A 14241-nucleotide genomic window follows, 5' to 3' on the forward strand; every position below is an offset into this window, starting at 1 on the left:
GGAGAGTTGAACGTTGGTTGAGAACCGCAAGCTCGGTGAAGGGTTCCGGCAACTCTTTCGGAATATTGCCAAAAGGATTGTTCACCGGTTCTTTTTCCTGCGGCGCGGCATGACGCTTGGGGTGCGGGCGGCGTGTTTCGATGATGAGGGCCACCTCTTTCTCGTGCGCCACACCTATGTCTCTGGCTGGCATATGCCGGGTGGCGGCGTTGAGCGACAGGAAACCGGATTGCAGGCGCTGCACAAGGAAATCCGCGAAGAGGGCAATCTCGTTGCGACGTCTGTGCCCCAACTCGTCCACGTCTATTTCAACAACCGCACGAGCGATCGCGACCATGTGCTGTTCTATCGCCTTAGCGTTAGACAGACCGCGGTGAAAGTGCCGGATCGCGAGATTGCCGAGAGCGGGTTTTTCCCGCTCGATGCTCTGCCCGACGGGACGACACCTGCGACGCGGCGTCGTCTCGCGGACCTCACGGGTGACGCTTTGCCGGACGATTACTGGTAGCCTCCCGCCAACCTTGCGCGATCATGGGCCTTTTCGAGTTCCAATTCCGGTCCGACCGGGACGATGCCCGTCGGGTTGATCGTCTTGTGGCTGAGGTAATAATGCTCCTTGATGTGGCGCATATCGACCGTCGCCGGCACGCCGGGCGTCTGGTAGAGATCGCGCAGATAGCCGGTGAGATTCTGGTAGTCGTGAATGCGGCGGATGTTGCATTTGAAGTGGCCGACATAGACCGGATCGAAACGGACCAGCGTGGTGAACAGCCGCCAGTCGGCCTCCGTCTGCTCAGCCCCTAGAAGAAAGCGCTGGTTTGCGAGGCGTTCTTCGAGGATGTTGAGTGTTTCGAACACCTTGATGGCACTTTCCTGATAGGCGTCCTGCGTGGTGGCAAAGCCCGCCTTGTAGACGCCGTTGTTGACGGTGTCGTAAATCAGGTCGTTGAGCTGGTCGATTTCACTGCGCCGCTGTTCCGGATAGAAGTCGAGTTCAGATCCGGTCAACGCATCGAAGGCGCTGTTGAACATGCGGATGATCTCCGCCGACTCATTGGAAACGATGGTGTTCTGCTGCTTGTCCCAAAGAACGGGCACGGTGACGCGGCCGGAATAGTGTGGATCGGCCTTGGTGTAGACCTGCCAGAGAAACGACGAACCGAAGAGATGATCCTCCGTCGCGCCCGGCGTGCGCTCCCCCTCAGGCTTGAACTCCCAGCCGTTTTCCAGCATCAGCGGATCGACGACGGAGACCGGAATATAGTCGTCGAGCTTCTTCAGCTTGCGGAAGATGAGGGTGCGGTGCGCCCAGGGGCAAGCGAGCGAGACGTAGAGGTGATAGCGATCCTTTTCCGCCTTGAAGCCGACCTTGCCGGGGGGGCCGGGCTCGCCATCGGCGGTGATCCAGTTGCGGAACTGCGAAGCGCTGCGCTTAAAATGGCCCTTGGTTTCCTTGGTGTCGTACCACACATCCTGCCAAACGCCTTCAACCAGCCTGCCCATCTGCATTCTCCCTTGTTTCTTCTCTCACCCTAAGTCGCGCAGCGGGCAAAGCGAACCCTCGCATCGATGAACAATGCGTTCTTCCTTCGTGAATGCAACCGAAGGGCCATTTGTTCTGGACCGTCTGATAATTTCCTGATATCTGCGATTTTCATAATCTTGAGGAAATTCTCCCCTATGACCGAACCACGGACGCTCCGACGACGCTGACGCTCTTCTTGCCCTGTCAGGCAATGTCAGGTGCACCGTCACATATCGTCATGTCCGTATTCAACGTTCCGGTCTTTCCATGTCCAAGCACGAACTGGTCTATCTTACCGAGGACGCGTCTCACGACGCCGTTATCGAACTCATCAATGCAGAAGCTTTCGGCCCAGGCCGGCACACACGCGCTGCCGCGCGGATCCGCGAGCAGGGGCCTCATGACCGCTCGCTCTCCTTTATCTGCGCCGATGATGGCGAGACCATCGCGTCGGTGCGGATGACGCCGGTTCGCGCAGGTGAGGTGAATGGCCATATGCTTGGGCCCCTGGCGGTTCGGCCCTCGCACAAGAACAGGGGCATCGGGCGTGAACTTATACGCATTGCGATTGCAGCTGCCAAGCGCAAGGGCTCCGACGCGGTAATCCTGATTGGCGATCCACCCTATTACATGCCGCTCGGCTTCGAGAAGGTCGCCTATGGCGCGCTCGATTTTCCAGGACCTGTCGACATGAACCGGGTGCTCGTCGTGCCCTTGGCGGATGATGTTCATGCTCGACTGAAAGGCACGATTGGCTGGCGGAATGACGAAGCCAAAGCGGTGGATGCGCAGGACGAGGTTGTGTTTAATCTGCCTCTTCGTGCCATGGGGTGACGCAACCGCAGCTATAACGCCTTGACAGTCTCTACCAGCGGACCGTAGCACTTTGCCCCAAGGTAACGACTCTGGTCGCAAGGGGGCGATGATGACGTCAATTACGATGAACGATGCGCTGGATCGCGCAGGAGCCGGTGCCTATCAGCGCCGGTTAATGGGTATCTTCGGACTGGTATGGGCCGCGGATGCCATGCAGGTTCTGGCGGTGGGCTTCACCGCCGCCTCGATTGCCGCGACATTCGGGCTTACCGTCCCGCAGGCACTGCAGACGGGGACCGCATTCTTCCTCGGCATGCTGCTTGGCGCCATCGGCTTTGGTCGGATGGCGGATCGTTATGGTCGCCGTCGGGTCTTGATCGTTACCGTAGCCTGCGATGCCGTCTTCGGCATTCTCTCTATATTTGCACCGGATTTCACCATTCTTCTGGTTCTGCGCTTCCTCACGGGTGCAGCTGTCGGCGGTACGCTGCCGGTGGATTATGCGATGATGGCGGAATTTCTGCCGGCAAAAAACCGCGGCCGCTGGCTTGTTCTGCTGGAAGGCTTCTGGGCCGTCGGAACGCTCGTGGTGGCAATCGCCGCATGGATTGCGAGCCTTTACCAACTCCAGGATGCGTGGCGCTACATCTTTGCCGTCACCGCGTTCCCTGCGCTGATCGGCATCGGCCTGCGTTTCCTCGTGCCGGAATCGCCGCTTTATCTGTTGAAGAGCGGTCGTTCGGAAGAAGCGAAAGTCGTGGTCAATGCCATGCTGAAGACCAATGGTCGCGCGCAACTGGATGCAGGCACCGGCATCGCCCAGTCCAAGGCTGTGAAGGGGCAGGGCCTGTTTTCGCCGGCTCTTCGTCAGCGCAGCATCATGATCCTTGCCATCTGGTTCCTGGTCTCGGTCTCTTATTATGGCGTTTTCACCTGGATGCCAGCTCGACTTGCGGGTGAAGGCTTCGGCTTCGTCCGCGGTTACGGCTTCCTGGTCCTCGTCGCACTCGCCCAGATCCCCGGCTATGCGCTTGCTGCCTACGGCGTGGAAAAATGGGGCCGCAAGCCAACGCTGATCGGCTTCTGCCTGCTTTCCGCGCTCGGCTGCCTGCTCTTCACACTCGCGACGACCGGTACGATCATCGCCGCATCTCTGCTCCTGATGAGCTTTGCGCTGCTCGGCACATGGGGTGCGCTCTATGCCTATACGCCGGAGCTCTACCCGACCGAATCACGCGCCACGGGCATGGGGGCAGCCGGCGCCATGGCCCGCCTCGGCGGGTTGCTGGCACCCTCGGTGCTTGGCTACGCCGTCGCTCAAGGGTTTGGGTTTGCAGTTGGCATATTCGCAGGTCTCCTGGTGCTGGCGGCAATCGCTGCAACGATGATCAATGCCGAGACGCGGCAGGTCAGCCTGTCTTAAAACTCGCGAGCCTATCATCCAGCCTGAGTGGGTATGCCTGCTCAGGCGTCAGACCAGCGACTTCTTCAAATAGGTCATGGCGTAATCCGGGCCGAACTCTGCGATCTGGCCGAAGATTTCGTAGCCGCATTTTTGGTAGAGCGTCAGCGCGTCAGCACTCATCGTGTCAATATAGGCGCCGGTGCAGCCGCGTTTGCGGGCTTCATCTTCCGCCATTTGAAGAAGTTTGGGGCCAAGACCTTGTCCGCGCAGGTCTTCGGGAATGAAGAGAAGGGCGATGTAAAGCCAGCCGCGGGCGGTGTGGCCGGAGAGGCCGCCGATGACTTTGCCGTCGTCGTTTTTCAGCGCGATGACCAACTCTTTCCAATCGGCAGGGCCGAAGCGATGGAGATTGTAGTCTTTCAGGCCGGCGAGAATGGCGGCCGTGGCGCTCTCATCCGCGCCATCGCTGAGTTCGATCTTGTCGTGCATCTTATCTGCCTTCGCGCCACCACAGAGCAGAGAAGGCCAGCAGCAGGGCGGCGAGGCCGGCGAAGCCTGCAAAGAGTGGCAGGGTGTTGACGCCCTTCAGCACGGTCTCATCCGTCATCCGGATCAGCATGCGGTCATTGTCTGCAACGCGGACCTCGCCGCGCACGGGGAGAATATCCGGCAGGACCACACGATTGGCATCGTCTACCACGCGATGGACGCTGCCTCTTGTCGCATCCGCCAGAGGCTTCAGCGTATCCGTGGTGGAGATCATCGCCTTGAATTCCGGCGCATCGACTGCGCCGACATGAACCAGCGTGGTGAAGTCACCATTGGAGACCTCGTAGAGACCCGTCTCGTTCATGCGGCGCTCGATCTTGTAGAGACCGGGGTCCGTTTGGGTGAAGTTCATGGTTTCGGTCTTGCCGGAGGGAAATTTGACCGTGGCGTCGCCCGGATTGTCGCCGATGGTCTGGCGGATGATCTCGAGCATGCGGCCATTGGCGCGCGCCGTCAGGGCCTCTTCCTCAAGTTCCGGCTCCTTCATCAGCCAGTGGGCGATGCGGCGATAGAGCGCCACATGCGGGCCGCCACCTTCAAAGCCGCGCGCCCAGAGCCAGCCCTGATCGGACAGCAGCATGGCGACGCGGCCTTCGCCCTGGCGGTTCAGCACCAGCAATGGGTCCTGGCCGGCGCCGAGCATGACTGTCTGGCCCTGGGGTTGTTCCACGCCGACAGTGCGGAACCAGCGACCCCAATGGGGTGGCTCGTCGCCAGAGCCTTCCAAGCCGCGTGTGACCGGGTGCTTCTTACCGGCTTCGGAAAGGCGCGGGAAGAAGGCGCCCTGATTGACCTGGCCGGTCGGCTGGGCAGGCAGCACCGATTCCAGCGGTGTCATCGCAATCGAATCCTGGCCCGCATGTTCAGGGCCTGCGGCAATCAGGAGCGCGCCGCCCTTTTCCACATATTGGGCGATGTAGTCATAATAAAGGATCGGCAGCACGCCGCGATGCTGGTAGCGGTCGAAGATGATCAGATCGAAATCGTTGATCTTCTCAACGAAGAGTTCACGCGTCGGGAAAGCGATCAGCGACAATTCGTTGATCGGCGTTCCATCCTGCTTTTCCGGTGGACGCAGAATGGTGAAGTGAACGAGGTCTACGGAGGTGTCCGACTTCAACAGGTTGCGCCAGGCGCGCTCACCGGCATGCGGCTCACCGGAGACGAGCAGCACACGCAGGTTCTGGCGAATACCCTCGATGACATGGACGGCGCGGTTGTTGGCGGTGGTGACTTCGCCCGGCAGCTCGGCGACAGAGAATTCCATCACATTGTTGCCGCCGCGCGGAACCTTGAAGGTGAAGGGAATGGGGCGTCCCGGCACGGCTTGCAGATTGCCGATTTCCTGACCGTTCATCTTGATGGTCACATTCGCCGTGCCGCTCTGGGTGCGGCCCTCGTCGAAGACGCGCAATGTGAGCTGCTGCTCCTCATTGACGATGCCGAAACGCGGAGCGCGAACGACCTCGATGCGGCGATCGAATTCGTCGGCGCGGCCGGTGATCAGGCCATGGATAGGCGCCTTGAAGCCAAGCGTCTGTTCGACATCCGGCGTAGCGTTAGGGATGTCGTGGATCTGACCGTCGCTGAGGAAGATCGCGCCGCCGACGCGGGAAGGCGAGACGTCCGAAACGGAGGCCGAGAGCGCCGAGAAAAGGTTCGTTGCGGGCGAGTCGCTGTTCTCGTCGTTGCGAACTTCAACGATGCGTGGCTCGATGCGGGGGAAGCGGGCAAGGCGCTCCCGAAGGTTTGCCAGCGCCTGATCGGTCTGCGCGGTGCGCTGCTGCACGTCCTGGCTCTGCGACCGGTCGACGATGACCGGCACGATGGTGGAGAGCGGTTCGCGCTCCTCATTGGTCAGCAGCGGATTGGCGATGGCGAGTAGAAGGGCTGCAAGCGCAAGTCCGCGCAGCCATGCGCCGCGCACGCCACGCAGCAGACCGGCGACAGCCAGAACGAGAGCGGCTGCGGCCAGAATGGCGATGACGGTCCAGGGAAGGAAGGGGGCGAATGAGAGCGTCATGCGTTACTGCCCCAGTCTCTGGAGAATATCGGGCACATGCACCTGATCGGCCTTATAGTTTCCGGTCAGCATATACATCATGATGTTGACGCCGGCGCGGTAGGCATATTCGCGCTGCATCTCGTCTGGCGGCACGGTTGGCAGCACCGGCGCGCCGTTGTCATCCACCGCCCAGGCACCGGCGAAATCGTTGCCGGTGATGATGATCGGCGACACGCCATCGCCCGAAGACGAAATGCCGGAGGTGGTTTTAGCCGCATCCTGGCGCGACTCGACCCACAGCGGGCTGCCGGTGTAGCGGCCTGGGAAATTCTTCAGCAGATAGAAGGAGCGTGTAACGACATGGTCCTGCGGCACGGGTTCCAGCGGCGGAATATCGACATTGGCGAGGATTTCCTGGAGCCGCTGGCCGTTGGCGCTGGTACCACTGTTCAACGACGAAAACTGGTCGCGCGTATCGAAGAGCACCGTGCCACCGGCGCGCATATAGGCATCGATGCGGGAAATGGCCGCCGTCGACGGCATGGGTGCTGTGGCGGAAATCGGCCAGTAGATGATCGGATAAAAGGAGAGCTCGTCCTTGGCGATATCGAGCCCGATCGGCGCACCCGGTTCCAGGGTCGTGCGCCACGTCATGAACTCGGTCAGCCCTTGCAATCCCTGTTGGGAAACCCGATCGACATCATCCTCGCCGGTTTTCACATAGGCAAGATGGGTAGTGTCGAGACGGTTGAGGATTTCTTCATCACCCGGCTTGGCGTCATTGGCATGAACCGGATTGGGCGTCAGCAGGGCGAAGGCGGAGAATGCTGCAATGAGGATCGCGGCTGCAGATGAGCGTGCGCGCGGCATCCTGGAAAATGCACCATTCATGAAAAGGATGATCAGGCTATCGGCAAAGAGCATGAGAAGAGCCGCGATGAAGAGAGCAGGGCGCAGCGACGTTGCCGCTTCGCCGACAAGACCTTCGGTAGCGACGGGCGTGCCGGCTAGTGACGTGTCGATCGGGCGAAGCGTCGCTCCAGGTGGCAGCAGGTTCAAGGCAACGAAGCCGGTTTCCGTGCCGTAGAGGCCGGGCGGATTGTCGAAACTAGCGCGCGGCGCTTGACCGGGGCGCGCTTCAAGCGGCCGGGCGGCGCCAATATCGGGTGAGAGCGATCCGGTAGCGGTCAACACGCGATAAGGCGGCAAGGCAGCGGCCGGCGCATTCGCAGACGCCGAAGAGCCGCCGACCTGCGACTGCTGAACGATCCGGCGCAGCATCTCGACGAAGTGGCCGGAGATGGGCAGGTCCGACCAGCTTGCTTCGGCGCTGACATGGAAGAGCACAATGCGGCCGGCATCGACCGTGCGCGTGGTCACCAGCGGCGTGCCATCGGCAAGGCTTGCCCAGGTGCGCTCCGCAAGATCGGGCGTCGGTTCGGCGAGAACCTGGCGATTGATGTGGACGCCTTCGGCGCGCGGCATGCCGGCAAAGGGACCAAAATTGGGGAAGTCCGCCAGCGGCTGCGGCTCGGCCCAGGACAAAGCGCCGCCGAGCGCGCGTTCGCCCTGGCGCAAGGTCACCGGCACCAGCGGATCGTCAGCCGGTGCGGCGGCAAGGCGTGGACCGGCGAAGCGGATCAGCGTGCCGCCACGCGAGAGCCAGCGTTCCAGCGGCGCATAGGTTTCCTGCGGCAAGCGGCCGATATCGGCCATGACGATGACGGAAGGGTTGGTCTGCAACAATTCGGGAATGGCGACGGCCAGATCGGGCTGCTGCTGCGGCACCAGATCCACATAGGGCTGCAGGGCGCGGCTGATATAATAGAGCGGCTGAAGGAGCGGCTGGAAATCATTGCCGGTCTCACCGGCGAGAAGCGCCACGCGACGGCGGCGGAAACCGTCATCCAGAAGATGGACCGCACCAGCGGTGGACAGCCGGTCGATAGAGAGACGGGCGAAAACATTGCGCAGCTCGAACGGCGCATTGATCTTCGCGGTGGTTTCAGCAGCACCGGGCGCAAAGCTTGCGCCGTCGCTGGCGAGAATACGTCCCTGAGAATCCTGCGCATTGATCGTGTAGTTGGCTGCCCCACTTGTGCTGAGGCGAGAGAGGGACACCGTCATGGTGTCGGCGCCGTTTTCCGCGCCGGTAATCGCGGCAACCTGCTGACCATCGCCTTCGATCACGCGGAACTCGGAGGCCTGCAGGCTGGCAAGGCTGCTTAGTGCCGCTCGGTCTTCCGGCGTGGCGACACCATCGGTGATATAGGCAAGCGTACCGGGCGCGGTGCCGTTCATCGCCTCGATGATGGACTCGGCCGCGCGAACACGGTCCGGCACTAGCGGTTGTGGCTTGGCGGCAGCGAGCTTTTCCAATGCGGCTGCCGTCGTGCCGGGCTCGGCATCATGCTCGCGGTCCGCGGTGAAGGTGATAGACACGGGGCGCTCGGCGCGCTCCGCATCGCCGATCAAGGCTTCTGCGGTTCTGACGCGGCGCTCCCAATCCGGGGCGGCAGCCCAGCTATTGTCGACGATCAGCACCAGCGGGCCGCTTCCCGCCAGCGTGTTGTTGCGCGGATTGATGACCGGATCGGCAAGCGCAAGGATGACGGCAGCGGCAAGCAGCATGCGCAACAGTGTCAGCCACCAGGGGCTTTTCGATGGTGTTTCCTCGCGCTTCAGAACCGTTGCGAGAATACGCAGGGGCGGAAAGACTTCCGCCTTCGGGCGCGGTGGCGTGAGGCGCAGCAACCACCAGATGGCGGGCAAAGCGAGCAGGCCGAAAAGAATATAGGGGCTGGTGAAGACGAAAGGGAGCGCGCTCATGGGCGGTCTCCGTTTCGCCCGCCAGCCGGTGAGCCGGAGAGATACATGTGCATGGCGACCAGCGCTTCGGATGCCAGATGGTCGGTGCGGTGGAAAATGAAGTTCCAGCCAAGCCGGCGCAGCGACGAGGAAAGCGCCTCGCGACGGGCGAAATAGGCGCGGGTGTAATCCTCGCGGATCGTTTCCGCCCGGCCGGACGTCAGCTTCTCACCCGTTTCGGGATCTGAAAATTCCGTGCGCCCGCTATAGGGAAACACCTCTTCCGCCGGATCGGCAATCTCCACCACGTGACCGCCAAGACCACGGCGTGCCAGCGGCGAGAGCCGCTCCATGATCGTGGTCGCATCATCGAGAAAATCGCCGATCAGGACGATGTCGCTGGCGCCACGGATCATGCTGGTATCGGGAAGGCCGGTGGTTGCGGGTGCGTGCATGATGGCATTGGCCAGCCGTTCTGCGGCGTTACGGGCGGAGACCGGTTCCATGATGCCGGGGCAGCCGATGCGCTCACCGGAACGGGCGAGGATCTCCGCCAGTGCCAGCAGCAGGACGAGCGCGCGGCTTTCCTTGGAGACGGTTCCCAGCGTCGATTTATACATCATGGAGGGCGACAGATCCGCCCAGAGCCAGATCGTGTGAGCGGCTTCCCATTCGCGATCGCGCACATAGGTATGATCGTCGCGGGCGGAGCGACGCCAATCGATGCGCGACAGGCTTTCACCATCGGCATAGGGGCGGAACTGCCAGAAGTTTTCGCCGATCCCGCGCTTGCGGCGGCCGTGCCAGCCGGCGGTCACGGTGTTGGCGATGCGCCGGGCTTCGACCATGCAATCCGGTACCAGAGCGGCGCGCTGGCGCGCACGGGCCAGCACGTCGCTGCCCGATGTCTGCTCTACGATCTGGCCGATGGATGCCACATGCGCTCCTGTCTGTTTCTAAAGACCGTCGTCTTCTTCGGTGACGGCTTAGTTCTTGGCGTGCTCTACGAGGCCGGCAATCACGTCACGTACCGACATTCCCTCGGCGCGTGCGGCAAAGGTCAGGGCCATGCGGTGTTCCAGTACGGGTTCTGCCAGCGCATAGATATCGTCGAGCGAGGGCGCCAAACGGCCTTCGTAGAGCGCGCGGGCGCGGGCCGTCAGCATCAGAGATTGTCCGGCACGCGGGCCTGGACCCCATGCGACATTCTTGTCGGTCAGCTTGTTGCCCTGGCCTGGGCGGGCAGAGCGGACGAGCGAGAGGATCGCATCCACCACCTTGTCGCTCACAGGCATCTGGCGGATCAGGGTCTGGATTTCGATCAGCCGCTCGGACTCGATCATGCGGCGTGCTTCGGCCGATGCCGTTCCGGTGGTGTCGAGAAGGATCTGGCGTTCGGCGGCAAGTTCCGGATAATCGACATCCACCTGCAGCAGGAAGCGGTCGAGCTGCGCTTCGGGAAGCGGATAGGTGCCTTCCTGTTCCAAGGGGTTCTGGGTTGCGAGCACATGGAAGGGCTTGGGCAGATCGTAACGCTGGCCGGCCACCGTGATGTGATACTCCTGCATGGACTGCAGCAGCGCCGATTGGGTGCGCGGGCTGGCACGGTTGATCTCGTCGGCCATCAGCAACTGGCCGAAGATCGGTCCCTTGATGAAGCGGAAGGAGCGACGGCCGCTCTCATCCTGATCCATGACTTCGGAGCCGAGAATATCGGAGGGCATCAGGTCGGGGGTGAACTGAATGCGGTTAGCATCAAGCCCCAGCACCGTGCCGAGCGTGGTGACGAGCTTGGTCTTTGCCAGACCCGGCACGCCGACGAGCAGCGCGTGGCCGCCGGAGAGAATGGCGAGAAGCGTGTTCTGCACCACTTTTTCCTGACCGAAAATGACCTTGGAAACTTCGCCGCGAATGGCGGCAATATCGGCCAGCGCCTTTTCCGCAGCGGCGACGATCGCCTTTTCGTCGAGGGTTTCGGTGGTGTTCATAACGCCCATATGGCTCTCCTCAAAACCCCGCCGCAGCGGTTCCTAGAATCGATTCTTTGTTGCCGTTTGTCTCTTCGGGATAACCGGTTTCCACTTATCCCTGACAAACTCTGACGTTCAACCTTCCTATTGGAATACAGGAGGGATTTGGCGCTGCCTATAGCTTATTGCCACGCAAACCGCTGACAAGCATCCTTTAAGTGACTATCTCGTTACCCATGTTCCTTTATTGCATAATTGGCAAAGCAGGGCTCGAATATGGCAGATGACAGGATTAATGCGGCAACGGATGCGGCAGGGCTTGCGGCATTGATTTCGCGTGCCAGCGAGCAGATGGGCGATAAGCCCCGGGGACCGGCCCCCGTGGAGAAATGGAACCCGCCTTTCTGTGGTGATCTCGACATGGAAATCCGCGCCGATGGGACATGGTTCTATATGGGGACGCCGATCGGCAGAGCCCCGCTTGTGCGTTTGTTTTCAACGGTTTTGCGCAAGGATGAGGATGGCAAGACCTACCTCGTCACGCCGGTGGAAAAGGTCGGCATCCGGGTCGTCGATGCGCCTTTCATTGCCGTCGAAATGAGTGTCGGCGAGAGGGACGGCGCCCCGCTTTTGACCTTCCGAACAAATGTTGGTGATGTGGTCGAAGCCGGGCTTGAGCATCCCCTTCGTTTCACCACGGACGGCGAGAATAATGAGCTGAAGCCCTATATCCTCGTGCGTGGGCGCCTCGAGGCTTTGGTGTCGCGTGCGGTGATGTATGATCTGGTGGAGCTTGGGGAGGCGATCGATATCGACGGTCGGGCGATGTTCTCCGTGCGCTCCGGCGGAGAGGTGTTTCCGATCATGCCTGCGGACGAGCTGGAAGCGCTTGCCCGATGAGAGCTGAACTGATGGCATTTTCCGCTGCCGACTTCCGGCGGCGGGTCCTGGAGGATGGCGAGGGTGTTGCCGAGCGGGAGGATCGCGACGCGCGGGATATCGGCGACCATATTCTCAATCCGAGTGTGCGACTTTCCGGCGATGGTATCCGGCTGAAGGATGCGGCGGTGCTGGTTCCGGTCATCGATGACGGCGACGAGGCGCGGGTGATCTTTACCCAGCGGACCAAGACGTTGCGCAATCATTCCGGCCAGATTTCCTTTCCCGGTGGCGGCATCGATGCGCAGGATCGCTCGCCGGAAGAGGCGGCATTGCGCGAGACTGAAGAAGAAATCGGCATGTCGCGCCGTTTCATCGAGACGGTCGGGCGCATGCCTGATTACATTTCCGGCACGGGGTTTCGCATCAAGCCGGTTCTGGCTGTGGTCAGGCCTGGATTTACACTGACGCCGAACCCTGCGGAGGTGGATGAGGTGTTCGAGGTGCCATTGTCGTTCCTGATGAACCCTGCCAACCACAGTCGTGGCAGCCGGATGTTTCAGGGGAGAGAGCGGTTTTTCTACGAAATGCCCTATGGCGAACGCTACATTTGGGGCATTACGGCGGGCATCGTGCGCAGCATTTACGAGAGGTTTTATTCATGAGCGGCATTGCCGGGCAGAGCTGGTTTTCCAAACCCGGCCTTCAGCGGATTTTTTCGCTTCTGAACGCCGATGGCGGCGAGGCGCGCGTGGTGGGTGGGGCTGTGCGCAACGCGCTGATGGGACTGCCGGTCGGCGATATCGACATGGCGACGACGCTGCCGCCGCAGGACGTGGTGGAACGGGCGAAAGACGCCGGTATCAAGGCGGTGCCGACGGGTATCGACCATGGCACGGTGACGCTGGTCGTGGATGGCGAGGGTTATGAGGTAACGACGCTTCGTCGCGATGTCACGACCGACGGACGTCACGCGGAAGTGGCTTTCGGTACAGACTGGAAAGAGGACGCCGAACGCCGCGACCTGACCATCAATGCGCTTTATGCCGATGCCTCCGGCGAGGTCATCGACCTGATCGGTGGACTTGCCGATATCGAAACCAAGACCGTTCGCTTCATCGGCGATGCGGCAACACGAATTGCCGAAGATCATCTGCGCATCCTGCGCTTCTTCCGCTTCTTTGCCTATTATGGCTCTGGTCGCCCGGATGCGGATGGCCTGCGGGCGAGCGCGCGCGCCAAGGACAAGCTTTCGACGCTGTCGGCCGAACGGGTCTGGAGCGAAATGAAGAAGCTGCTTGGCGCCGACGACCCATCGAGGGCACTGCTCTGGATGCGGCAAGCCGGCGTTTTGGCGCAAATCCTCCCCGAGACGGAGAAGTGGGGCATCGACTCGATCCACGGTCTGGTCGCAACCGAGCAGGCACTGGGCTGGAAGCCCGACCCAATACTACGGCTTGCCTCCATCATCCCGCCCGATGCAGAGCGGGTCGCGGCTCTTTCCAGCCGGTTGCGCATGTCCAAGAACGAAGCGGCGCGTCTCGATCAATGGGCGAAAGCCCCGGCGATCGATCCGTCTCTCGCGGAGACCGCACTCGATCGTCTCCTTTATCGACAAGGCGTCGAGGGCGTGAAGACGCGGCTAAAACTTGCTCTTTCCTCTGCAAGAGCGGACGTAGCTGCGGGGGAGGCCTCGATGCAGAAAATTGCCAAGCTTTCCACCTTGCTTACGCGCGCCGAAAAGTTCAACAGGCCTTCTTTCCCACTCAGCGGTGCGGATGTGTTGGCGGCCGGTCTTCCTCCCGGTCCGCAGGTGGGCGAGGTTCTGGGTGAACTCGAAGCGGCGTGGGTGGATGGCAACTTCGCAGCGGACCGTGAGACGTTGCTTGCACGCCTGGGGACGAAACTGCAGCAGCGCTCATAACGTCACCCCGGACAACGTCCGGGGTGCTGCGTAATTGGGCGCGTCGAAGCTCAGGCTTCGACCTGGTTTTGATCGCGAATACGGGCCTTGATGTTTTCGACCATGTTTTCGCGGATGATGGTTTCGCCATGGGCCTGGCGCATGTGCTCGACGCTGCGGCGTATGACCTCGGCGTCTTCATCGGCGCGGGTGTGCCATTCGCAACCGGGCACCAATGTTCCACATTCGAAAAGTCTCATAACAGCCTCCCTATATGGATTGTCGGCCAGGGTCACTGTTGCAACCGGCCTGACGTTCAAACGGTCGCGACAGGGTTATGTTCCTGGCGTTGTGCGTCCGATTGATCCCATGCTCAATCGG

The 14241-nt window shown here is 61.3% G+C and carries 13 protein-coding genes; 6 read left to right on the forward strand and 7 right to left on the reverse strand.

All coding sequences use genetic code 11. From position 1 onward, the window contains the following. Positions 1-109 precede the first annotated feature (109 nt). Positions 110-508 carry an NUDIX domain-containing protein gene (locus tag PVA19_RS08445; RefSeq protein WP_274102271.1) on the forward strand — a complete coding sequence of 133 codons (399 nt, stop codon included), beginning with the start codon at positions 110-112 and terminating at the stop codon, positions 506-508. Here the strand turns inward: PVA19_RS08445 and PVA19_RS08450 are convergent. Then, positions 499-1503, reverse strand: coding sequence for a glutathione S-transferase family protein (locus PVA19_RS08450; RefSeq protein ID WP_274102009.1), 1005 nt, complete (start codon positions 1501-1503; stop codon positions 499-501). The genes PVA19_RS08445 and PVA19_RS08450 overlap by 10 nt on opposite strands. A gap of 289 nt (positions 1504-1792) precedes the next feature. Here PVA19_RS08450 and PVA19_RS08455 point away from each other — a divergent pair, with 289 nt between their 5' ends. Together PVA19_RS08455 and PVA19_RS08460 are read left to right on the forward strand one after the other, a co-directional pair. Next, positions 1793-2359, forward strand: coding sequence for a GNAT family N-acetyltransferase (locus PVA19_RS08455; protein ID WP_274102010.1), 567 nt, complete (start codon positions 1793-1795; stop codon positions 2357-2359). 91 nt (positions 2360-2450) lie between these two features. Then, positions 2451-3764, forward strand: coding sequence for an MFS transporter (locus PVA19_RS08460; protein ID WP_113178067.1), 1314 nt, complete (start codon positions 2451-2453; stop codon positions 3762-3764). A gap of 48 nt (positions 3765-3812) precedes the next feature. On the opposite strand, the gene PVA19_RS08465 is transcribed toward PVA19_RS08460, so the two are convergent. Genes PVA19_RS08465 through PVA19_RS08485 form a run of 5 tightly spaced genes read right to left on the reverse strand, consistent with a single transcriptional unit; the run spans position 3813 to position 11105 of the window. Next, positions 3813-4235 (reverse strand): GNAT family N-acetyltransferase, encoded by a 423-nt coding sequence (locus PVA19_RS08465; RefSeq protein ID WP_274102013.1) that lies wholly within the window; start codon positions 4233-4235, stop codon positions 3813-3815. Position 4236: 1 nt separating this feature from the next. Further along, on the reverse strand, positions 4237-6318 hold the full coding sequence (locus PVA19_RS08470; RefSeq protein ID WP_274102014.1) for a hypothetical protein: 2082 nt from the start codon (positions 6316-6318) through the stop codon (positions 4237-4239). 3 nt (positions 6319-6321) lie between these two features. After that, entirely contained in the window at positions 6322-9129 is a 2808-nt protein-coding gene (locus PVA19_RS08475) for a DUF4159 domain-containing protein (protein ID WP_274102016.1), read from the reverse strand. Continuing rightward, a complete protein-coding gene (locus tag PVA19_RS08480; protein ID WP_062440233.1) occupies positions 9126-10046 on the reverse strand; it encodes a DUF58 domain-containing protein in 921 nt (306 codons plus the stop codon). The genes PVA19_RS08475 and PVA19_RS08480 overlap by 4 nt, the downstream gene beginning before the upstream one ends. Positions 10047-10094: 48 nt before the next feature. Next, the gene (locus tag PVA19_RS08485; protein WP_062426366.1) at positions 10095-11105 is read right to left on the reverse strand and encodes an AAA family ATPase; all 1011 of its coding nucleotides are present in this window, start codon (positions 11103-11105) and stop codon (positions 10095-10097) included. 249 nt (positions 11106-11354) lie between these two features. On the opposite strand from PVA19_RS08485, the gene PVA19_RS08490 reads away from it, so the two are divergent. From PVA19_RS08490 to PVA19_RS08500, 3 genes are read left to right on the forward strand one after another with little or no spacing between them, the layout of a single operon-like run. Beyond that, positions 11355-11978 (forward strand): DUF1285 domain-containing protein, encoded by a 624-nt coding sequence (locus PVA19_RS08490; protein ID WP_274102018.1) that lies wholly within the window; start codon positions 11355-11357, stop codon positions 11976-11978. Beyond that, positions 11975-12622, forward strand: a complete 648-nt coding sequence (locus tag PVA19_RS08495) for an NUDIX hydrolase (RefSeq protein ID WP_113327816.1) — start codon at positions 11975-11977, stop codon at positions 12620-12622. Before PVA19_RS08490 ends, PVA19_RS08495 begins: the two co-directional genes overlap by 4 nt. Continuing rightward, the gene (locus PVA19_RS08500) at positions 12619-13881 is read left to right on the forward strand and encodes a CCA tRNA nucleotidyltransferase (RefSeq protein WP_274102020.1); all 1263 of its coding nucleotides are present in this window, start codon (positions 12619-12621) and stop codon (positions 13879-13881) included. Before PVA19_RS08495 ends, PVA19_RS08500 begins: the two co-directional genes overlap by 4 nt. Before the next feature lie 50 nt (positions 13882-13931). Here PVA19_RS08500 and PVA19_RS08505 read toward each other — a convergent pair whose 3' ends face one another. After that, positions 13932-14120, reverse strand: a complete 189-nt coding sequence (locus PVA19_RS08505; protein ID WP_274102021.1) for a DUF1059 domain-containing protein — start codon at positions 14118-14120, stop codon at positions 13932-13934. Between the last annotated feature and the right edge of the window lie 121 nt (positions 14121-14241).

Origin of the sequence: Agrobacterium sp. CNPSo 3708 (assembly GCF_028674915.1) — a bacterium.
Classification (GTDB): domain Bacteria; phylum Pseudomonadota; class Alphaproteobacteria; order Rhizobiales; family Rhizobiaceae; genus Agrobacterium; species Agrobacterium cavarae.

Excerpts from the sequence above, each read along its gene's own strand:
- PVA19_RS08455 (WP_274102010.1), top strand. The coding sequence starts at position 1,793 with ATGTCCAAGCACGAACTGGTCTATCTTACCGAGGACGCGTCTCACGAC.
- PVA19_RS08460 (WP_113178067.1), top strand. The coding sequence starts at position 2,451 with ATGACGTCAATTACGATGAACGATGCGCTGGATCGCGCAGGAGCCGGT.
- PVA19_RS08445 (WP_274102271.1), top strand. The coding sequence starts at position 110 with ATGACGCTTGGGGTGCGGGCGGCGTGTTTCGATGATGAGGGCCACCTC.
- PVA19_RS08465 (WP_274102013.1), bottom strand. The coding sequence starts at position 4,235 with ATGCACGACAAGATCGAACTCAGCGATGGCGCGGATGAGAGCGCCACG.
- PVA19_RS08505 (WP_274102021.1), bottom strand. The coding sequence starts at position 14,120 with ATGAGACTTTTCGAATGTGGAACATTGGTGCCCGGTTGCGAATGGCAC.
- PVA19_RS08450 (WP_274102009.1), bottom strand. The coding sequence starts at position 1,503 with ATGGGCAGGCTGGTTGAAGGCGTTTGGCAGGATGTGTGGTACGACACC.
- PVA19_RS08485 (WP_062426366.1), bottom strand. The coding sequence starts at position 11,105 with ATGGGCGTTATGAACACCACCGAAACCCTCGACGAAAAGGCGATCGTC.
- PVA19_RS08500 (WP_274102020.1), top strand. The coding sequence starts at position 12,619 with ATGAGCGGCATTGCCGGGCAGAGCTGGTTTTCCAAACCCGGCCTTCAG.
- PVA19_RS08475 (WP_274102016.1), bottom strand. The coding sequence starts at position 9,129 with ATGAGCGCGCTCCCTTTCGTCTTCACCAGCCCCTATATTCTTTTCGGC.
- PVA19_RS08490 (WP_274102018.1), top strand. The coding sequence starts at position 11,355 with ATGGCAGATGACAGGATTAATGCGGCAACGGATGCGGCAGGGCTTGCG.
- PVA19_RS08495 (WP_113327816.1), top strand. The coding sequence starts at position 11,975 with ATGAGAGCTGAACTGATGGCATTTTCCGCTGCCGACTTCCGGCGGCGG.
- PVA19_RS08470 (WP_274102014.1), bottom strand. The coding sequence starts at position 6,318 with ATGACGCTCTCATTCGCCCCCTTCCTTCCCTGGACCGTCATCGCCATT.